This is a genomic window from Jannaschia sp. R86511, assembly GCF_042466345.1.
Taxonomy (GTDB): domain Bacteria; phylum Actinomycetota; class Actinomycetes; order Actinomycetales; family JBBAYJ01; genus Aquipuribacter.
On record NZ_JAXHCD010000001.1, the window covers coordinates 488881 to 508476 of the forward strand.

Sequence of the window (19596 nt, forward strand, 5' to 3'; positions counted from 1 at the left end):
TCAGGCCGGGGTCCCTCTCGTCTCGCCACGAAGGGGTCCCGGCCTGTTCCCGTCCGACCGGAGCGCCGCCCACAGCGCCATGTCGACGCGCCGCCCGCCGATCTCCTGGTGCCCGCGCAGCAGGCCCTCCCGTCGGTAGCCGGCGGCCTCGGCCGTGCGCAGCGAGGCCACGTTCCACGGCTCGACGTAGAGCTCGACCCGGTGCAGGTCCGGCCGGGTCCACGCGAAGCCGGTCAGCGCGACGAGCGCGTCGGCGGCGAGTCCTCGACCGCGCGAGCGGGGGGCGATGCTGTAGCCGGCGGAGGCGCGGCCCTGCTCCCGGGCGGTCAGGGTCAGACCGGCGGCGCCGACCGCCTCGTCGGTCTCACGGTCCGTCACGCAGAAGGAGAACCCCTTGCCGGTCCGGGCCCGCTCGTGCTGGCGCGCGATCCAGGCGAGGCCGCCGGCCTCGTCGGTGTCGCGGGGCAGCGACCCGATGGTGGGGACGTAGGGGTCGGTCGCCAGGTCCAGGACCATGGCCAGGTCCCCGGTCCCGAAGGCGCGCAGCCGGACCCGCCCGTGCTCCGGCCCGGGGACCGGCAGCACCAGGACCTCGGGGGACGACACGGCTGCAGGCTGGCAGTCCGTCGCGGCCGGCTCAAGCCACCGCGGGTGCGGACCCGCACGGGCCGGCCTGCTGCGGCAGCATGGAGCCATGACCACCGCGGCCACGTCCGTCCTGTTCGTCTGCGTCAAGAACGGCGGCAAGTCGCAGATGGCGGCCGGCCTGATGCGCCAGCAGGCGGGGGTCGGCCTCGACGTCTCCTCGGCCGGGACCCGGGCGGGCGGTGCGCTCAACCCGCTGTCGGTGCAGGTGCTGCAGGAGGTCGGCGTGGACATCTCGCAGGAGTCCCCGCGCCAGCTCACGGCCGAGCTCGTGGCGGCGGCGGACCTGGTGGTCGTGGTCGGCACCGAGGCCCACGTCGACGGCGTCGATAGCACGCGGGTCGTGGTGTGGGACGTGGACGAGCCGTCCACGCGCGGGATCGAGGGCGAGGAGCGGATGCGGCTGGTCCGCGACGACATCGCCCGCCGGGTCGACGCCCTGGCCGCGGAGCTGCGCGCCCCCTGATCCGCCGGTCCTGATCCGCTCCCACGCAGACCGCGGCGGCGCCGACCCCGCCGCCTACCATCGGGCCATGCCCTCACGAACCGGCGGCCCGCCCCCGACGTCCACCAGCGACCGGGAGCGCGGCCTCCGCGCCGCCGGCCCGACCGGGCGGCGGTGACCGGGATGGGTCTGGACGCGGCGCTGGTCCTGGTGTTCATCCTCGTCGGCGGGCTCTTCGCGGGCAGCGAGATCGCGCTGGTCTCGCTGCGCGACAGCCAGATCGAGGGGCTGCGACGCCGCGGCGGACGCGGTGAGCGGGTGGCCCGGCTGGCCGCGGACCCCAACCGGTTCCTGTCCGCGGTGCAGGTGGGGGTCACCGTCACGGGGTTCTTCTCCGCGTCGTTCGGGGCGGCCACCCTGGCGCCGGCCCTGGCCCCCGGCCTGGTCCGGCTCGGTCTGAGCGAGGGCGCGGCGCAGACCACGGCGTTCATCGGGGTCACCCTGCTGATCGCCTGCTTGTCGCTGGTGCTGGGCGAGCTGGCCCCCAAGCGGCTCGCGCTGCAGCGGGCGGAGGGGCTGTCGCTGCTGGCGGCCGGCCCGCTGGACGTGATCGCCCGGATCCTGCGCCCCGTCATCTGGCTGCTGTCCAAGGCCACCGACGTCGTGGTGCGGCTGCTGGGCGGCGACCCGAACGCCAGCCGCGAGGAGATCGGCGAGGAGGAGCTGCGCTCGCTGGTCCGGGAGCACGAGTCGCTCGACCCGGACGAGCGACGCATCGTCAGCGAGGCCCTCGACCTGGCCGCCAAGTCCGTCCGCGACGTGCTGGTGCCACGCACCGAGGTCATGTTCCTCGACGGCTCCCTGTCCGTGGACGAGGCGCTCGACGTCGCGGTCGACCGGCCGCACTCCCGCTACCCCGTCGCCGGCGAGACCGTCGACGACGTCGTCGGGTTCATCCACGTCCGGGACCTGTACGGCGCGGTCCGGCAGGGCCGCGGCTCGGAGCTGCTGGCCGACAACGTGCGCGAGGTCCCGCTCATGCCGGAGTCCCTGCCGGTGCTGACCGCCATGAGCACCATGCGAAAGGCCGCGGTGCACCTGTCGGTCGTCATCGACGAGTACGGCGGCACCGCCGGCATCGTCACGCTGGAGGACCTGGTCGAGGAGGTGCTGGGTGACATCCGCGACGAGTACGACACCCAGCTGCTGCCCGGCGCGACGCTGCCCGACGGCAGCATCGAGGTCGACGGGCTCACCCACGTCGACGACGTGCGCGACGTCGTGCCGGGCCTCGACCTCGCCCTGACCGCGGCCGGCGAGGGCTACGAGACCATCGCCGGCTTCGTGCTGGCCACCGTCAACCGCATCCCCGAGGTCGGCGACACCGTCGAGACCGGGGGCCACGAGATCGTCGTGGTCGAGATGGACGGCCGCCGGGTGGCCAAGGTCCGGGTCCGACCGGTCGCGGACCGGGTCGACTGACCGCTCGCGGGTCAGGTGGCGCGGACCTGCCCGGGCGAGGCCAGCACCGTCCCCCGGCACAGCGACAGCGCGCCCTGCAGGGCGGAGTCGGCGCCGTGCCGGGCGGCGATGACCTGCGGTGCCCCGGGCAGCCCGGCCGGCCCCAGGCCGTCGTCGCCCTCGTCCAGCAGCAGGTCGCGGACACGGGCCAGGTAGCCCCCGAGCACGACCACCCGCGGCTGCAGCAGGACGCACACGTTGACCAGGGCCAGCCGCAGCCACGCCGCGTTCTCGCGGACCGCGCCCACCGTGGTCGCGTCGCCGGCGTCGTGGCGGGCGAACAGCTCGTCCAGGGCGGCGGGGAAGCCCGCGTCGGCCGCCAGCCCGTCGAGCCCGGCCGCCCGCAGCAGCACGTCCGGCCCGGCCACGGTGACCAGGCAGCCGCGCTTGCCGCACGTGCAGGCCGGTCCACCGGGCACGGTCACCACGTGACCGGGCTGGAACACGAACGCGGTCGTGCCGCGCAGCAACCGCCCGGCCACGACCACCCCGCCCCCGATGCCGGTGTCGGCCTTGAGGTACACCAGGTCGTCGGCCGGTCCGCCGGCGCGCCGCTGGGCCACGGTCTCGGCGTGCGTCGCGGTCTGGGCGTCGTTGAGCACCATGACCCGGCCCGGCGGGTCGGGCAGCCGGTCGCGCAGCAGCGCGGCGAGGTCGACGTCGCGCCAGCCGAAGTCCACCGAGAACGCCACGTGGCCGCTGGTGGGGTCGACGGGCGCCGGCGCGACCACGGCCAGCGCGACCGGCCGTGCGCCGGCCGCCCGCAGGCCGGCCAGGCCCGCCACGGTGGGCGCCACCAGCACGTCGGCCAGGGCCGCAGGGTCACCCACGGGCGTCGACAGCGCCAGGGTGCGGTCGTGCAGCGACCGGCCCGCCAGGTCGGTGCCGACCACCCGCACCTGCCCCATCAGGAACTGCACCACCAGGAACCCCAGGTCGCTGCCGTCGATCTCGACGATCTCGGTCGGCCGACCCCGACGCGGCGGGCGGGGGCCGGCGCCGGGCTCCGACGCCCCGGCTGGTCGGACGAGTCGGGCGTCCCGCAGCTCCTGCACCAGCGACGACACCGCACCCGAGACCAGCCCCGTGGTGGCCGACAGCTCGGCGCGGCTGGCCCGGCCCACCAGGTCCAGGTGCGCCATGACGGCGGCCAGGTTGTGCGCACGCACGTCCTCGCTGCGTGCCGCCCCCGTCACGTGGTCCACGCCCGATCCTGACACGTCGGGGCCGGCGTCCGGGCGGGTCTGGCCGCGGCCCGCACCGCCGGGGTTGTGTCCGGGGTCGTCCGTAACGTCCCGTCATGGCCCGCACGCAGACCCAGCCCCCGGTGACGGACGTCGTCGCCTCGGCGGCGGCGACGGTCGGGACGCTGCAGGACAGGCTGGCGGCGGAGCGGGCGTGGCGGCTCGGCGAGGCCGAGCTGCTCCAGGCGTGCGGCTCGCTGGCCCGGCTGCGGTCGGCGGTGGAGGCTGCCTACCTGTCCGCGGTGGCGGAGGTCGACCGCCGGCGTGGGGGACAGGTCCCCGACGGCCCGCGGGGGGCGGGGACGGGCATCGGCTCCTCCACGGAGTCCTTCCTGCGCACCAGCGCACCGCTGACCCCGGGCCAGGCCCGGTCCGACGTGGCCGCAGCCCGGGCGCTGGCCCCGGACGGCGACCTGGCCGGGCTCGCGCCGCAGCTGGCGCAGGGCGACATCACCCGGGCCCACGTCGACGTCGGCACCCGCTGCCTGGCCCGGATCCCCGCCCACCTGCGCGCGCGTGACGAGCAGCGCGCGGCCATCACCCGGTACTTCGCCGAGCTGGCCCCCACCCGGCACGCGGCCGAGCTGAGGCGGGCCGCGGCCGCGCTGCTGGAACGGCTCGCCCCCGAGGTCGCGGACCGGTTCGACCCGCAGGCCCACGACCGGCGGTTCCTCGACACCACCACGGACCTGACGGGCATGGTCGTGGGGCACTTCGCCCTCGACGCCGTGGCCGGGGCCGCCCTGCTGACCGCGATCGACCTCTGCTCCGCCCCGCTGGCCACCGACGGGGACGGCCGAGACCGGCGCACCGCGCCGCAGCGTCGGGCCGACGCCCTGACCGCGATCGCGGAACGGGCCATGGCCGTCAACGGTCCCGTCCGCGGGGAGCGGCCCCGGATCGCCGTGCACACCACGGCCGAGCAGCTGGTGGGGATCCTGGCGGCCGGCCCGTCGGTGGTCGGGCCGCACGCCGGACGGACGGAGGGCGGTCAGGACCTGGGCGTCACCGCCCTGCACCGCCTGGCCTGCGACGCGGTGCTCCAGCGTGTGGTGTGGGACCAGGACGGCACGGTGCTGGCCTCGGTCCCGCTCGACCTGGGGCGCGAGGCCCGGCTGGCGGACGTCCACCTGCGCCGCGCCCTGGCGGCGCGTGACCGTGGCTGCATCATCCCCGGCTGCCAGGCCAAGCCGGTGCACTGCGACGCCCACCACGTGGTCGGCTGGGCGGAGGGCGGCCCGACCTGCCTGAGCAACCTGTGCCTGCTGTGCGGGTCGCACCACACCGCCGTGCACGCCGGGGTGTGGGTGATCCGCCTCGACGACGACGGCATCCCGTTCGTGATCCCGCCCGAACGCGTCGATCCGCTACGACGCCCCCGCCGCGCCCCGCACCACGACGTGGGTGACCTGCTGGAGGCCTTCCGGCGCGGCCGGGACGACCGGGACGACCGGGACGGCCGGGACGACCGGGACGGCCGGGACGACCGGGACGACCGGGACACGCGTGACGGGCCGGACGCCGACCCACCCTTCTGAGGCACGCGCTGCTGAGGCACGGGCTTCCGACGTACGCCCTCCTGACGCCCGACCCCGCGGACGACGAAGGGCGCCCCCGCCGAAGCGGGGACGCCCTTGATCAGGTGCGGGTGCGGGAACTCAGGACTTCGCGTCGTCCTTGTTGTCGCCCTCGTTCTCGTCCGTGGCCCCGTCGGTCACGCTGTGCTCGCCGGGCGCGATGTCGGCGATGTCCGTCTCGGGCCGCTGCTCCTCGTCCTCGTCCTCCTCCGACGCGGTGTCGTCGTCCGACCCCGTCGTCGGGGCGGCGGGCGTGGAGGTCGGCTGCACGGGCGCCGGCGGGTAGGTCGGGTACGGCTGCGCCCACGGGTCGGTGGCGTCGTCCTGCTTGCGCAGCAGGAACGCGATCACCCCGCCGATGGCCGCGGTGATGCCGAGGAACACCAGCAGCTTGCGGCCCTTGCGGCCCTTCGACTTCTTGGTGGTGGCGACCGCGTCGCCCTTGAGCACGTGCACGGCCCCGGAGCCGCGCTCGCCCGCCGTGGCGCTCGCGGCGGCGGCCGCGGCGGCGGCGGTGCCCACCGTGTCGACGACCTTGGGCAGCCAGCCGTCCACGATGGTGTCGCGGGCGCTGTCCACGGCCGGGGCGATCTTGCCGGCGGCGGCCTCGACCTTGGGCGCGGCGTACTGCACGGTGGCGTCCTTGGCCTGGCGCAGCCGGGGCTCGGCCCACTCCTGCGCGTGCTTGACGCGGGGCTCGGCCCACTCCTGCGCGTGCTTGACCTTGGGCTCGGCCCAGTCGCCGGCCGTCTTGACCTTGGGCTCCGCCCAGCCCTTGGCCGTCTTCACCTTGGGCTCGGCCCACTGCCGCGCGGAGTCGATCCGCAGCTTGGCGGCGGCCTTCTCCGCCGCGACCGCCTCACCGGCGCTGGCGACAGCACGTTCGGCCGCTCGGTTCGCCTTCTTCTCGGCCTTGCGCGCCTTCGTCGTCGTCCTCGACATGGATCCTCCCGAGGTCGTGGTCGTTCCCAGGACACCGTGCCCCGGGCCCATCCTGCCGTGATCAGGCCTCGGACGCACGGGCGCGCCACGCCTGAGACAATGACCGCATGCTTGCGACCCAGACCGCGACCATCACCACCACCAAGGGCGACATCCGCGTCGAGCTCTACGGCAACCACGCGCCCAAGACGGTGGCCAACTTCACCGGCCTCGCCACCGGTGACAAGGAGTGGACGGACCCGACCACGGGCGCCTCCCGCACCGACCCGTTCTTCGACGGCCTCGCGTTCCACCGGGTCATCGCCGGCTTCATGGTCCAGGGCGGCTGCCCGCTGGGCACCGGCACCGGCGGCCCCGGCTACACCTTCGACGACGAGATCCACCCCGAGCTCACCTTCGGCGAGCCCTACCTGCTGGCCATGGCCAACGCCGGCAAGCGCGGCGGCAAGGGCACCAACGGCTCGCAGTTCTTCGTCACGGTCGTGCCGACGCCGCACCTGCAGGGCAAGCACACGATCTTCGGCAAGGTCGCCGACGCCGAGTCGCGTGCGGTCGTCGACGCCATCGCCGCCGCCTCGACCGACAACCGGGACCGTCCCCGCGAGGACATCTCCATCACCGGTGTCCAGCTCTCCTGACCCATCGGGACCGGCCGGGACCGATGGTCCCGGCCGGTCCGACGGGCCGCCGGCGCCGCAGCCGGTGTGCCCGCGCCACCGCGACCGGGTCGCCTACGTGCGGTGCCAGCGCTGCGAGCGGCCGGCCTGCCCGGACTGCCAGCGCCCGGCCGCCGTGGGCATCCACTGCGCGGACTGCGTCCGCGCCCAGCCGGCCGCCGTGGCCCGGACCGTGGCCGGGGCGCCGCTGACGCAGGCCCGCCCCCTGCTCACCCAGACCCTGCTCGGCGTGCTCGTCGTGGTCTGGCTCGCCCAGACCCTGCTCCCGCCCCTCACCGAGGCCCTGTCGTTCCGCCCGGTCCTGTCGGCCGCCGAGCCGTGGCGGTTCCTGACCCTGGGGCTGGTGCACTCCCCCGGCCTGCCGCTGCACCTGCTGCTCAACGGCTTCGCCCTGTGGGTGGTCGGCCGTGAGCTCGAGGCCCAGCTGGGCCGGTGGCGCTACGGCGTGCTGCTGGTCGTGTCGACCTTCGCCTCCGCCGTCGGCGTCCTGTGGCTGACGCCGACCACCTCCGACTCCTGGTTCGGGCTGACCGTCGGTGCGTCGGGGGCCGTGTTCGGGCTGCTGGGCGCCGCGGTGGCCCTCAACGGCCGCCGTGGGGAGCCCGTGCTGCGCCAGGTCGGCGTCCTGGTCGTCCTGGCCGTGGCGGGGCTGCTGCTGCCGAACATCTCGTGGCAGGGCCACCTCGGTGGCCTGGTGGGCGGGCTGCTGGTGGGAGGCGTGCTCGTCCTCGCTCCCCGCGCCCGCCGCACCAGGTGGCAGGTCGTCGGCCTCGTCGCCGTCGTCGTGGGCCTGCTGGTGCTGACCGTGGTGCGCTGGCTGGTCGTCGGTCCCGACGTCCTGGCCTGAGGTCCCGGTCAGGTTGTACACACTGTGGACAACCGCTGGGGACAACTCACACGCGTGTAGTTCCGCAGGTCAGCGCCACCGGGTGGTCATCAGGAAGCCCACCATGGCCAGCGCGAAGCCGATCCCCAGGTTCCACAGGCCCACGCCCGGCACCGGGTAGGCCTGCTGCGTGATGTAGAAGACGACGATCCACACCAGGCCCAGGACCATCAGGCCCACCATCACGGGCACCCACCAGCGCGGGTTGGGCTTGGGGGCGGCGGGACCCGTCGTGACGGGTGCCGTGGCGGCCGGCTTCTTGCGTCGGCTGGACTCGGGCACGTCTGCTCCTCGGTTCGGTGTGACCGGGGACGCGACGCGCCCCGGCTGCTCCGCACAGGGTACGGCGACGGGCACGCACCCCGGCAGGTCACAATGGGGACGATGGACACCGGTGAGGAGCCCACGAGCCCCGTGACCCCCGACGAGGACCGCCGCGGCGGTCGCGCGGGGCTGCTGCGCGCCCTGCGGCAGGGCCCGGGCGCCGGCGTCGCGGTCGTGCTGGGGGCCGCCGGTCTGCTGTTCGCCGCCTCCGGCAGCACGGCGCAGGGCACCGACCTGCGCGACGACTCCGTCGACCTGGCCTCGCTGGTCGGGCAGGAGCGGGCGCTCGCCGAAGGCTCGACCACCCTGGTGGAGTCGCTGCGCGCCGAGGTCGCCGAGCTCGAGGCCGGCACGGCGGGGGCCGACCCGGAGCTGGAGCAGGCCGTGGCCGCGATGAGCGAGGTGGCCGGGATCCAGCCCGTCACCGGTCCCGCCGTCCGCGTGGTGCTCGACGACGCCGACTTCACCAGCCGCCGCGCCGCCCAGGCCGGCTCGCCCGACGACCTCGTCGTGCACCAGCAGGACGTGCAGGCCGTCGTGAACGCGCTGTGGCTCGGCGGGGCCGAGGCCATGATGCTGATGGACCAGCGCGTGATCTCGACCAGCGCCGTCCGCTGCGTGGGCAACACCCTGAGCCTGCAGGGCCAGCCCTACTCCCCGCCCTACGTCATCACCGCCGTCGGCGACCCCGAGGCGCTGCTCGCGGCCCTGGAGGCCTCCCCGACGGTGGACGAGTACCGCCGCTACGTCGACGCGTTCGGCCTGGGCTACGACGTCGACGACATCGGCGAGACCGAGCTGCCCGCCTACAGCGGCCCGCTGGAGATGCGCTTCGCCCGGGTCCGCGACGCATGACGCGGGGCCGGCGGTGATCCGCGCCCTGGTCCGCGGGCTCGGCGAGCTGCTCGTCACCAGCGGGGTGCTCGTCCTGCTCTTCCTGGCCTACCAGCTGTGGTGGACCGACGTCGTCGGGGACCGGGCGCAGCAGCGCACCACCGACGCCCTGGCCCAGCAGTGGGGCGACGCGGCCGCGCCGGAGACCGAGGACGCGGCCTCGGCCGAGGGGACGACCACGGCCGAGGCCGAGCAGGTGCTGGCCGACCTGCCCGCCGACGTCGTCGCCCTGCTGCGGGTGCCGCGCTTCGGCGAGGACTACGTCCGGCCCGTGCTCGAGGGCACGACCGACGCCGTGCTCGAGGACGGCGTCGGGCACTACGACGGGGCGGCGCTGCCGGGTGAGGTCGGCAACTTCGCCATCGCCGGGCACCGCACCACGTGGGGTGCGCCCTTCAACCCCATCGCCGAGCTCGTCGAGGGCGACGCGGTGGTCGTGGAGACCGAGACCGAGTTCCACGTGTACCGGGTGCAGGTCACCGAGATCGTCCTGCCCACCGACGTCCGCGTGATTGCCCCGGTCCCGTCGCAGCCGGGCGAGACCCCCACCGAGGAGTGGCTGACGATGACCTCCTGCCACCCGATGTTCAGCGCCCGGGAGCGCTACGTGGTCCACGCGCTGCTGGAGGCCACCACCCCGCGCGCGGACGGCCCGCCCGACGCGCTGCAGGAGCTCACCTGATGTACGCGGCGCTGTGGCGGCTGCTGCCCGGGCCGCTGGCCGTGCGGGTGGTCCTCGCGCTGCTGCTGCTGGTGGCCGCGGTCACGGCCTGCTTCCTGTGGCTGTTCCCCGCCGTCGCGCCCTACGTGCCGTTCAACCAGCAGACCGTCGAGGAGACCCGCCCGTGACCCAGCCGCCCCCGGTGCACGACCCGTCCGGCACCGTCCCGCCCGCCGGGCCGGGCGTGCGCGTCCTGGTCGTCGACAACTACGACTCCTTCGTCTTCACCCTGGTCGGCTACCTGCGCCAGCTGGGCGCGACGGTCGACGTGGTCCGCAACGACGAGGTGGGCCCCGAGCACGCCGACGGCTACGACGGCGTGCTGCTGTCGCCCGGACCCGGCACACCGGGCGAGGCGGGCATCTGCGTGGCCACCGTGCGCCGCGCGGCCGAGCGGGGCCTGCCGCTGCTGGGGGTCTGCCTGGGCCACCAGGCGCTGGCGGAGGCGTTCGGCGCGACGGTCACGCACGCCCCGGAGCTGCTGCACGGCAAGACCAGCCCCGTGCTGCACGACGGGGCAGGCGTCCTGGCCGGCCTGGCCTCGCCGTTCACCGCCACCCGGTACCACTCGCTGGCCGTGGTCGACGACACCGTGCCGGGCGAGCTGCAGGTGACCGGGCGCACCCACGGCGGGGTCGTCATGGCCCTGCAGCACGAGTCGCTGCCGCTGTTCGGGGTGCAGTTCCACCCCGAGTCCGTCCTGACCGAGGGCGGGCACCGGCTGCTGGCCAACTGGCTCGCCGTCCTGGGCGACACCGACGCGCCGGCCCGCGCGGAGGGCCTCAGCCCCCTCGTTCGCCGCTGACCCACCCCCGGGGCCGCCGCTGACCCACCCCCGGGGCCGCCGCTGACCCGCCGCCGGGGCCGCCACCGAAGCAGGCGGCCCCGGGTCGGACCCGGGACGGACCTGCCTCAGCCGCCCTCGGAGGGCTCGCCGGACGGCTGGCCGGTGGGCTCACCGCTGGGCTCCGGTTCCGGCTCGGGGTCGGGCTCGGGCTCGGGGCTGGGCTCGGGGGTGACCGTGACCACCGACGGCTCGGGCGGCGGGGCGACGGCGATGGTCAGGGCGACCTGCTCGCCGATGTCCAGGCGACGGTCCTCGGTCCCGTCCTGGGCCAGCACGGTGCCGGGCTCCTCCTCGTCGGTCTCCTGGTTCTCGGTGGTCACGCCGAAGCCGGCGTCCTGCAGCAGCTGGATCGCCTCGGTCTGCTGCCGGCCGATCACCGACGGCACGGTGTTCTGGCCGCTGGCCAGCACCAGGGTGACGGCGGTGCCCTCCTCGACGGTCTCGCCCGAGGCCGGCTCGCTGCTCAGCACCCGGCCACGTTCCACGTCCGGGTCGTCGGCCTCGTCGGTGCCGGCGAACTCCAGCCCCGCCGACAGCAGGGCGTCGCGGGCCTCGGCCTGGGTCAGCCCGCTCAGCTGGGGCACGGCCACCTCGCCCGGGCCCGCCGCGACGGTGAGCGTGATCGGGGTCTCCAGCGGGTAGAGCGTCAGGGTGTCCGACGGCGGCGGGTCCTGCTCGGTCACCACGCCCGCCTCGGCGTCGGCGTCCTCGTCGGTGGTGACGGTCACGTCGGTGAAGCCGAGCTCGGCCAGCTGCTCCTCGGCGTCGGCCTGCTGCACCCCGACCACGTCGGGCATGCGGACCTCGTCGACGGGCTCGTCCCCGCCGCTGGACAGGAACCAGAACACCCCGCCGATCATGGCCAGGGCCAGCAGGACGAGGAGCACGTACAGCCAGGTCCGGCGCTTGGGCTGCTCCTCCTCCTCGTCGGCGGCCTCGTCCAGCTCGTCGCCGGGCCAGGTCGGCTCGGGCTCCGGGGCCGGGGTACGCGGAATCCGCGAGGTCATCGCGGCCGTGTCGCCCAGGCCCGCACCGGCCAGGGCCGCGGCCCCGCCCGCCGCGGCCGCGGGGGCCAGCACCGGCACCCCGGTCGCCACCCGGTCGAGGTCGGCGATGAACGCCTCGGCGTCCTGGTAGCGGTCCTCGCGGGCCTTGGCGAGCGAGTGCAGCACCACGGAGTCCAGGTCCGCGGGCACGTCCGGGTTGAGCGAGCTCGGCGCGGCGGGCGTCTCGCCCACGTGCTGGTAGGCCAGCGCCAGGGCGTTCTCACCCACGAACGGCGGGCGGCCGGTCAGCAGCTCGTACAGCAGGCAGCCGGCGGAGTACAGGTCGGAGCGGGCGTCGACGGTCTCGCCGCGGGCCTGCTCGGGCGACAGGTACTGCGCCGTGCCCAGGACGGCGTTCGTGCCGGTCATGGTGGCCGAGGTGTCCGCCATCGCCCGGGCGATGCCGAAGTCCATGACCTTGACCTCGCCGGCGTCGGTGACCATGACGTTGCCGGGCTTGATGTCGCGGTGGATGATCCCGCCGCGGTGGCTGTACTGCAGGGCGTCGAGGATGCCGGCGGTGATCCGCATGGCGTCGTCGATGTCCAGCGGCGACGACTCCTGCAGGATCTGCTTGACGGTCCGGCCGTGCACCTGCTCCATGACGATGTACGGCTGCGGGGCCGGCGCGCCGTAGGGGTCGAGCGCGCTGTCCTCGCCGGTGTCGTAGACCGACACGATGGCCGGGTGGTTGAGCGAGGCCGAGGACTGGGCCTCCCGCTTGAACCGCGCCTGGAACGACGGGTCGCGGGCCAGGTCGGTGCGCAGCAGCTTGACCGCGACCGACCGGCCGAGCCGCTGGTCGTGGGCCGACCAGACCTCGGCCATGCCACCCCGGCCGATCGGCTCGGTCAGCTGGTAGCGGCCGCCCACGAGCCGCGGCTCGCCTGTCGTCTGATCCGTCATCGTCCGTCCTTGTCGATCGTGGCCCACGGGGAGCCTGTCACATGCGTGAGGGCAGCCGTGGACGATCCGTCCCCGCTGCCGAGCAGGCCGAGGGCCTGGAGCAGGGTTGCGAGCAGCAGCAGGGCCACCAGCGCGAGCAGGGCCACGAGCGGGGCCCGCAGCGGTCGGCGGCGGCGGGAGGGGGTGCTGCGGGCCGGCGTGACCCGGGCGGCCCCGGGCCGCACGGCGGCACCGGTCGTGCCCCCGGTCGCGGGAGCGGTCCCGGTCCCGGACGCCCCGGAGGTCGCGGAGGTCGCGGCCGCGGGGTCGGTCCCGGAGGTCCCGGCCCGGACCGGGATCACGGGGATCTCCCGGGTGCGGGGCACGGCCGGCCCGGCGGGTCGGGGCGCGCTCGCCGGTGCGGCTGGGGCCGCGGCCACGAGGTCCGCGGGCTCGGGCCCCCAGGCCGACGCCTCTCCGCCACCCGACCGGCCGGCCGTGCTGCCCGTGCCGTCGTCGGCCGTGCCGTCGGCCACGGCCCGCAGCCGGGTCGCCAGCGCGACGACGTCGGGGCGGGCGGCGGGGTTCTTGGCCAGGCAGCGCACGACGGTGGCCCGCATGGCCGCCGGGACCGAGTCCGGCAGCGGGGGCACCGGGTCGTGCACGTGGGCCCGGGCCACGTCGGCCGGGGCGTCGGCGGTGAAAGGCGGCTCCCCGGTGAGCAGCTCGTAGGCGACGACGCCGAGGGAGTAGACGTCGGAGGCGGTGGTGGCCCGCTCACCGCGCGCCTGCTCCGGCGACAGGTACTCCGCGGTGCCCATCACCAGCCCGGTCCGGGTCACGGGGACGGCGTCCGCGGCCCGCGCGATGCCGAAGTCGGTCACGGTGACGTCGTCACCGCCCCGCTCGTCCTGCGGGCCGGAGACCACGAGGTTGGCGGGCTTGACGTCGCGGTGCACCAGGCCGATCCGGTGCGCCGCGGCCAGGGCGTCGGCCACCTGGGCCAGCAGGGCTGCGACCCGCGCCGCGGGCAGCGGGCCCGAGCCGGCCAGGAGGGCGTTGAGCGGGGTCCCCTGCAGCAGGTCCATCACCAGGTACGCCGTGGCGCTGCCGCCCGTGCGCACCGCGGGGTCCTCGCCGTAGTCGTGGACCGCGGCGACGTGGGGGTGGCGCACCGACGCGGCGTGGCGCGCCTCGGTGCGGAACCGGTCGAGGAACCCGTCGTCGTCGGCCAGCTCCGGCCGCAGCACCTTGACCGCGACGTCGCGGTCGAGGCGGTCGTCGTGGGCCCGCCACACCTCGCCCATGGCGCCGACGGCCACCTGGTCGAGCAGCCGGTAGCGCCCGGCCAGCACCTGGCCGGTCCCCGTCCCGCTCACGGCTCCAGCACCGCTTCCATCACGGCGCGGGCCACAGGGGCCGCGACCCGGCCGCCGCTGGTCTCGCTGCCGGCGCTGCCGCCGTTCTCGACCACCACGGCCACCGCGACCTGGGGGTCGTCGGCGGGGGCGAAGGACGTGAACCAGGCGTGCGGGGCCTCGTCGTTGCCGGTCTGGGCGGTGCCGGTCTTGCCCGCGACCTGCACCCCGGAGATCTGGGCCGACGAGCCGGTGCCGTCGTCGACGACGGCGACCATCATCGCCGTGAGCGCCTCGGCCGTGGCGGGCTCGACCGGGTCGCCCAGCACCTCGGGCTCGACCTGGTCGACCACCTGCAGGTCGGGCCCGCGGACGGTGCGGACCAGCTGCGGGCGCATCATGACGCCGTCGTTGGCGATCGCGGCGCTGGTCATGGCGACCTGCATCGGTGTCACCCGGACGTCGAACTGGCCCACGGCCGCCTGGGCGCTCTGCGGGGCGTTCAGGCCCTCGGGCACCCGCGACGGGGTGACGGTCAGCGGCACCGACAGGTCGTCCTCGTAGCCGAAGCGCTCCGCCTGGGCCCGCAGCGCGTCGCCGCCCAGGTCGATGCCCAGCTGGCCGAAGGCGCTGTTGCACGAGATCCGCAGCGCGTCGGCCAGCGTGGTCAGGTCGTCGGGCCCGCACGGGCGGTCGTCGTAGTTGGGCAGCACCGCCGTGGTCTGCGGCAGGTCCAGCGCGGCGGGGCCGGGCAGCTCGGACTCGGCGGTGTAGTCCCCGCTCTCCAGCGCCGCGGCCGCGGTGACCAGCTTGAACACCGAACCGGGCGGGTAGGTGCGCCCGGCGATCGCCCGGTTCTCCAGCGGCCGGCCCTCGTCGGCGTTGAGGCTGTCCCAGGCCTCGCGGACGGCGCCCAGGTCGTGCGAGGCCAGCGTCGCGGGGTCGTAGGACGGCTTGCTGACCATGGCCAGGATCCGGCCGGTGGAGGGCTCGATGGCGACCACGGCGCCACGCTGGTCGCCCAGGGCGTCCCAGGCGGCCTGCTGCGCCGCCGGGTCCAGGGTCAGCTCGACCGACCCGCCCGTGGGGTCCTGGCCGGTGAGGACCTGGCCGATGCGGCTGTAGAACAGCGAGTCCGCGGTGCCGGCGAGCACGTCGTTCTCGGCGTCCTCGGTGGCGGTGGTGCCGTAGACGATCGAGTAGAAGCCCGTGGCGTGCGCGTACAGCTCGCCCCCGGGGTACTCGCGCAGGTACTGGTAGTCCCCGCCGACCTCGGTGCTCGTGGCGACCGGGTCACCGGCCACCACGATCGGGCCGCGCTCGCGGCCGAACTCGCGGTAGACCTCGCGGACGTTGCCCTGCCCGGCCGCGATCGACGTGGCCCCGACGTACTGGATCCAGGAGGTCGACAGCAGCAGGCTCGCGAAGAGCAGCCCCACCACGACGGCCAGGCGGCGCAGGGGGGAGTTCACGGCAGCCTCACCACCTGGGTGCTGGCGTCGTCGGCGGGGCTGACGGGCGGCTGGCCCCGGGGCGGCTCGGGCAGGTCCGGGCGCCGGGCCAGGTCGGACACCCGCAGCAGCAGCGCGACGATGATCCAGCTGCCCAGCAGCGAGGACCCGCCGTAGGCCAGGAACGGCATCGTCAGACCCGTCAGCGGGATCACCCGGGTGACGCCGCCGGCCACGACGAACACCTGCAGCGCGATCGAGAACGCCAGGCCGCAGGCCAGCAGCTTGCCGAAGCCGTCGCGGACGCCGATGGCGGTCCGGATGCCGCGCTGGACGAGGATCCCGTACAGCGCCAGCAGGGCGAACAGCCCGGCCAGGCCCAGCTCCTCACCCAGCGCGGCCACGATGAAGTCGCTCTCGGCGAACGGGACGATCTCGGGGCTGCCCCGGCCGAGCCCCGTGCCCAGCAGGCCGCCGTCGGCCATGCCGTACAGCCCCTGCACCACCTGGTACGACCCGCCGGTGGCCTCGATCAGGCGGGGGTCGAAGGGGTCCAGCCAGACCGCGACCCGGTTCTGCACGTGCCCGAACAGCCGCCAGGCCAGGACGCAGCCGCCGGCGAACAGGGCCATGCCGATGACGATCCAGCTGACCCGCTCGGTGGCGACGTAGAGCATCGCCACGAAGATCCCGAAGAACAGCAGCGACGTGCCCAGGTCGCGCTCGAAGACGAGGACGCCGACCGACGCCAGCCAGGCCACGAGGATCGGGCCCAGGTCGCGGGCGCGGGGCAGCCGAAGCCACAGCACCTTGGGCCCGACCAGGGACAGCGTGTCGCGGGCCACCACCAGGTAGCCGGCGAAGAACACGATGATCGCGATCTTGCCCAGCTCGGCCGGCTGGAACGTGGTGACGCCCAGGTCGATCCAGATCGTCGCGCCGTTGACCGTGCTGCCGATGCCCGGCACCAGGGGGAGCAGGAGCAGGCCCAGCCCGACCACCATCGCGGTGTAGGTCCGCGCCCGCAGCCGGCGGTGGTCGCGCAGCACGACGAGCACGATGGCCGCGGCCACCACGGACACGGCGGTGGCGCCCAGCTGGCGCACCGCCAGGGACGTGTCCTCGGCCAGGTCGAGGCGGTGGATCATCACCAGGCCGATGCCGTTGATCAGCAGCGCGATCGGGATCAGGACCGGGTCGGCGTAGGGCGCGACGACCCGCACGACCACGTGCAGCAGCAGGCCCAGCCCGAGCAGGCCCGCACCGACGGCCAGCAGCCGCACGGGCAGCGTGCCCTCCACGGCCAGGCCCACCAGGGCGTAGGCCGTGGTCGAGATGGCCACCGACACCAGGGTCAGCAGCAGCTCGAACCCTCGCCGGGTCCCGGGGGCCAGGGCCGTGACGACGGTGGTCACCGGCTCACCCGGTGCCCAGCTGGTCGCGCAGGTCCGCCACGATCCGCCGGGCCTCCTCGAGGTCGTCGGCCTGGATGCCCTCGGCGACGATGGCCTGCTGGAAGAACGGCAGGTCCTCGACGGCCACGTCGCTCAGCTCGTCGACCGCGGACAGCCGCACCGGGCCGACGTCCTGGGTGAGACCGCGGTACACCGCGACGACCTCCGTGCCGCTCGGGTCCTCGGCCGCGCCGACGAAGTACTGGTCCTGCGACCAGGTCCAGGCCAGCCAGACCGAGCCGGCCAGGCCGGCGGTGACGGCCAGCACGACCAGCCAGAACACCCAGCGGCGGCCCCCGTGGCGGTCGTCGTCGTCGTGGTCGTCGTCCGGCCGGGCCTCGCGGCCGAGCGAGGCCGCGCGGGCGGCGGGGCTGTCGTCGGTGGGCGGGGCCGGCGTGGTGCCCTTGCGGGTCCGGGCGGCCGCGGCGCCGACGACCTGGGGCGCCGTCGAGGGCGGGGAGTCGAGGTCGACGACGTCGGCGACGATGACGGTCACGTTGTCGGGCGCGCCGGAGCGCAGCGAGAGCCGGACCAGGTTCTCGGCCGTGGTCCCGGGGTCGTCACCGGCGGCGAGGGTGTCGTGCAGGGTGTCGTGGCTGACGAAGCCCGACAGCCCGTCGGAACAGAGCAGCCACCGGTCGCCGGGTCGGCCCTCGCGCACCGACAGGTCGGGCTCGTCGCCGTGCTCGCCGGTCAGCACCCGCATGACGACGTTGCGCTGCGGGTGGTTCTCGGCCTCCTCCTCCGTGATCCGGCCGGCCTCGACCAGGCTCTGCACGTAGGTGTGGTCGGTGGTGACCTTGACCAGCTCGCCACCGCGCAGCAGGTAGGCCCGGGAGTCGCCGATGTGGGCGAGGATCAGCCGCGAGCCGGCCCGCATCAGGGCCGTGACCGTCGTGCCCATGCCGGACAGCTCGGGCTGGTCCTTGACCCGGTCCTGCAGGGCGGTGTTGGTGCGCCGCAGCCGCTCGGCCAACCGGGTCTGCGCCTCGGTGCTGCCCAGCGCCTCGCCGTCCAGGTCGGCCAGCTCCCCCACGGCCAGCGAGCTGGCGACGTCACCGCCGGCGTGACCGCCCATGCCGTCGGCCACCACGAGCAGGTGGGGCCCGGCGTAGCCGGAGTCCTCGTTCTTGGTGCGGACGAGGCCCACGTCGCTGCGGGCCGCGTAGCGCAGCGCGATCGACACTAGGCCCTCAGCTCCAGCACGGTGCGGCCGATCCGGATCGGCACCCGGACCTGCAGCGCGACCGGGCCCTGGACCTGCTCCTTGCGCAGGTAGGTGCCGTTGGTCGAGCCGAGGTCCTCCAGCACCCACTGCCCCTCGTGGCGCGAGATGCGGGCGTGCCGGCCCGACGCGAACTCGTCGTCGATGACCAGCGTGCAGTCCGCGGCCCGCCCGATGGTGATGGCCGACGTGCTCAGGGTGATGGTGGTGCCCTGCAGCGAGCCCTCGGTGACGACGAGCTGGCGGGGAAGGGCCGGCGGGCGGGGCTCGGGGGGCTGCCGGGCGCCGGGGGCCTGCCGCGGCCCCGCCTTGGGCGCCCGCGGCTCGGCCGGTGCCTTGGCCGGGCGCGGCGGCTGCCGGACGGCGACGCGGGTGCCGTAGAGGTCACCGCGCAGCACGCCGACGACCCCCAGCACGAACAGCCACAGCAGCACGAGCAGACCGAGCTGCAGGACCGTCAGGGTGAGCTCGCTCATGCGCCGGCCCTCATCCCGCGTCCCGCACGACGATGCGGGTGTGGCCCAGCGACACCACGTCACCGGCCTGCAGCGCCTGGTGGCTGATCTGGTGCTCGCCGACGAACGTGCCGTTGGTGGAGCCCAGGTCGAGCACCGACAGCACGGTACGGCCGGAGGAGGAGTCCACGCGCAGCTCGGCGTGGCGGCGCGAGACGCCGTTGTCGTCCAGCACGATGTCGGCGTCCGAGCCCCGGCCGAGGGCGGTCACCGGCCCGGTCAGGACGTAGGCGCGGCCGTCGACCTCGATCACGGGACGCCCGGCGGTGGCGGTGCGGGTGGTCGCCGGCGCGACGGCGCCCTTGACGGTCTGGCTGGCCACGTCGAACAGGCCGACCTCCAGCTGCTCGTCGCGGTCCAGGGTCACGGTGACGGGCCCGACGAACGCGTACCGCTGCTTGTCGGCGTGCTCCATGGTGGCCGCGGCCAGCTCGTCGGCCAGCGCGTCCTCCCACTCGGCCAGGCGGTCGTGGTCGTCCGGGCTCAGCGTCACCGTGAAGTGGTTGGGCACCAGGGTGCGGTTGCGCCCCAGCACCGCGGCGCGGTCGTCGAGCTCGCGACGCAGCGCGGAGGCGATCTCGACCGGCTGGACGCGGGACTTGAACGTGCGGGCGAAGACGCCGTTGACGGCGCGCTCGACCCCCTTCTCGAACTTGTCGAACAGACCCATGGCGGACCACCTCCTCTCCGGCTGCGACCGGTCACGTGAGGGCGCGACAGCACCCCGAGACGTGCCCGGCCGCCTCGCAATGTACCGGCGGGGGGACGGGATCGTGGAACGCGAGGTTCGGGCGGGCTCCGGAGTCGGTGTACGCTCTCGGCTGCGCGCGAGTGGCGGAATAGGCAGACGCGCACGGTTCAGGTCCGTGTGTCCGAAAGGACGTGGGGGTTCAACTCCCCCCTCGCGCACGCAGTCCCGGAGACGCTCCGGGAGACGTA

At 75.1% G+C, this 19596-nt stretch carries 20 protein-coding genes and 1 tRNA gene; 10 read left to right on the top strand and 11 right to left on the bottom strand.

Annotation, left to right across the window (positions count from 1 at the left end; genetic code table 11):
- The gene (locus SJY06_RS02420) at positions 1-606 is read right to left on the bottom strand and encodes a GNAT family N-acetyltransferase (RefSeq protein WP_380164265.1); all 606 of its coding nucleotides are present in this window, start codon (positions 604-606) and stop codon (positions 1-3) included.
- An 88-nt stretch (positions 607-694) separates the two neighbouring features.
- Here SJY06_RS02420 and SJY06_RS02425 point away from each other — a divergent pair, with 88 nt between their 5' ends.
- Together SJY06_RS02425 and SJY06_RS02430 are read left to right on the top strand one after the other, a co-directional pair.
- Complete coding sequence (locus SJY06_RS02425; protein WP_380164267.1) at positions 695-1111, top strand: low molecular weight phosphatase family protein; 417 nt, start codon at positions 695-697, stop codon at positions 1109-1111.
- A gap of 162 nt (positions 1112-1273) precedes the next feature.
- Positions 1274-2572 carry a hemolysin family protein gene (locus tag SJY06_RS02430; protein WP_380169662.1) on the top strand — a complete coding sequence of 433 codons (1299 nt, stop codon included), beginning with the start codon at positions 1274-1276 and terminating at the stop codon, positions 2570-2572.
- 11 nt (positions 2573-2583) lie between these two features.
- Here SJY06_RS02430 and SJY06_RS02435 read toward each other — a convergent pair whose 3' ends face one another.
- The gene (locus tag SJY06_RS02435) at positions 2584-3816 is read right to left on the bottom strand and encodes an ROK family protein (protein WP_380164269.1); all 1233 of its coding nucleotides are present in this window, start codon (positions 3814-3816) and stop codon (positions 2584-2586) included.
- Between the two features lie 95 nt (positions 3817-3911).
- Here SJY06_RS02435 and SJY06_RS02440 point away from each other — a divergent pair, with 95 nt between their 5' ends.
- On the top strand, positions 3912-5393 hold the full coding sequence (locus SJY06_RS02440; RefSeq protein WP_380164271.1) for a DUF222 domain-containing protein: 1482 nt from the start codon (positions 3912-3914) through the stop codon (positions 5391-5393).
- 120 nt (positions 5394-5513) lie between these two features.
- On the opposite strand, the gene SJY06_RS02445 is transcribed toward SJY06_RS02440, so the two are convergent.
- Complete coding sequence (locus tag SJY06_RS02445; RefSeq protein WP_380164273.1) at positions 5514-6374, bottom strand: hypothetical protein; 861 nt, start codon at positions 6372-6374, stop codon at positions 5514-5516.
- A gap of 107 nt (positions 6375-6481) precedes the next feature.
- Between SJY06_RS02445 and SJY06_RS02450 the strand changes: the two genes are divergently transcribed.
- Together SJY06_RS02450 and SJY06_RS02455 are read left to right on the top strand one after the other, a co-directional pair.
- On the top strand, positions 6482-7012 hold the full coding sequence (locus SJY06_RS02450) for a peptidylprolyl isomerase (protein WP_380164275.1): 531 nt from the start codon (positions 6482-6484) through the stop codon (positions 7010-7012).
- 97 nt (positions 7013-7109) lie between these two features.
- On the top strand, positions 7110-7898 hold the full coding sequence (locus SJY06_RS02455; protein ID WP_380164277.1) for a rhomboid family intramembrane serine protease: 789 nt from the start codon (positions 7110-7112) through the stop codon (positions 7896-7898).
- A 69-nt stretch (positions 7899-7967) separates the two neighbouring features.
- Here the strand turns inward: SJY06_RS02455 and SJY06_RS02460 are convergent, their stop codons facing one another.
- Complete coding sequence (locus tag SJY06_RS02460; RefSeq protein ID WP_380164279.1) at positions 7968-8219, bottom strand: cell division protein CrgA; 252 nt, start codon at positions 8217-8219, stop codon at positions 7968-7970.
- A gap of 102 nt (positions 8220-8321) precedes the next feature.
- Between SJY06_RS02460 and SJY06_RS02465 the strand changes: the two genes are divergently transcribed.
- The 4 genes from SJY06_RS02465 to SJY06_RS02480 are packed head-to-tail and all read left to right on the top strand — an operon-like array spanning position 8322 to position 10681.
- Complete coding sequence (locus SJY06_RS02465) at positions 8322-9116, top strand: DUF881 domain-containing protein (protein ID WP_380164281.1); 795 nt, start codon at positions 8322-8324, stop codon at positions 9114-9116.
- A 13-nt stretch (positions 9117-9129) separates the two neighbouring features.
- Complete coding sequence (locus tag SJY06_RS02470; RefSeq protein WP_380164283.1) at positions 9130-9837, top strand: class E sortase; 708 nt, start codon at positions 9130-9132, stop codon at positions 9835-9837.
- On the top strand, positions 9837-10004 hold the full coding sequence (locus SJY06_RS02475; protein WP_380164285.1) for a hypothetical protein: 168 nt from the start codon (positions 9837-9839) through the stop codon (positions 10002-10004). The genes SJY06_RS02470 and SJY06_RS02475 overlap by 1 nt, the downstream gene beginning before the upstream one ends.
- Positions 10005-10060: 56 nt before the next feature.
- A complete protein-coding gene (locus SJY06_RS02480) occupies positions 10061-10681 on the top strand; it encodes an aminodeoxychorismate/anthranilate synthase component II (RefSeq protein WP_380169663.1) in 621 nt (206 codons plus the stop codon).
- 107 nt (positions 10682-10788) lie between these two features.
- Here the strand turns inward: SJY06_RS02480 and pknB are convergent, their stop codons facing one another.
- Genes pknB through SJY06_RS02515 form a run of 7 tightly spaced genes read right to left on the bottom strand, consistent with a single transcriptional unit; the run spans position 10789 to position 19327 of the window.
- Positions 10789-12675: a Stk1 family PASTA domain-containing Ser/Thr kinase gene (gene pknB, locus SJY06_RS02485; RefSeq protein ID WP_380164287.1), complete on the bottom strand. Its 1887-nt coding sequence runs from the start codon at positions 12673-12675 to the stop codon at positions 10789-10791.
- On the bottom strand, positions 12672-14033 hold the full coding sequence (locus SJY06_RS02490) for a serine/threonine-protein kinase (protein ID WP_380164289.1): 1362 nt from the start codon (positions 14031-14033) through the stop codon (positions 12672-12674). The genes pknB and SJY06_RS02490 overlap by 4 nt, the downstream gene beginning before the upstream one ends.
- Positions 14030-15484, bottom strand: a complete 1455-nt coding sequence (locus SJY06_RS02495) for a peptidoglycan D,D-transpeptidase FtsI family protein (protein WP_380164291.1) — start codon at positions 15482-15484, stop codon at positions 14030-14032. The genes SJY06_RS02490 and SJY06_RS02495 overlap by 4 nt, the downstream gene beginning before the upstream one ends.
- Positions 15481-16878 (bottom strand): FtsW/RodA/SpoVE family cell cycle protein, encoded by a 1398-nt coding sequence (locus tag SJY06_RS02500; protein WP_380164293.1) that lies wholly within the window; start codon positions 16876-16878, stop codon positions 15481-15483. Before SJY06_RS02500 ends, SJY06_RS02495 begins: the two co-directional genes overlap by 4 nt.
- A 4-nt stretch (positions 16879-16882) precedes the next feature.
- Positions 16883-18103, bottom strand: a complete 1221-nt coding sequence (locus SJY06_RS02505; RefSeq protein WP_380164295.1) for a protein phosphatase 2C domain-containing protein — start codon at positions 18101-18103, stop codon at positions 16883-16885.
- A complete protein-coding gene (locus SJY06_RS02510) occupies positions 18103-18618 on the bottom strand; it encodes an FHA domain-containing protein (RefSeq protein WP_380164297.1) in 516 nt (171 codons plus the stop codon). The genes SJY06_RS02505 and SJY06_RS02510 overlap by 1 nt, the downstream gene beginning before the upstream one ends.
- Positions 18619-18628: 10 nt before the next feature.
- Entirely contained in the window at positions 18629-19327 is a 699-nt protein-coding gene (locus tag SJY06_RS02515; RefSeq protein WP_380164299.1) for an FhaA domain-containing protein, read from the bottom strand.
- 155 nt (positions 19328-19482) lie between these two features.
- Between SJY06_RS02515 and SJY06_RS02520 the strand changes: the two genes are divergently transcribed.
- Positions 19483-19566: transfer RNA gene (locus SJY06_RS02520), tRNA-Leu, on the top strand.
- Positions 19567-19596: the final 30 nt, after the last annotated feature.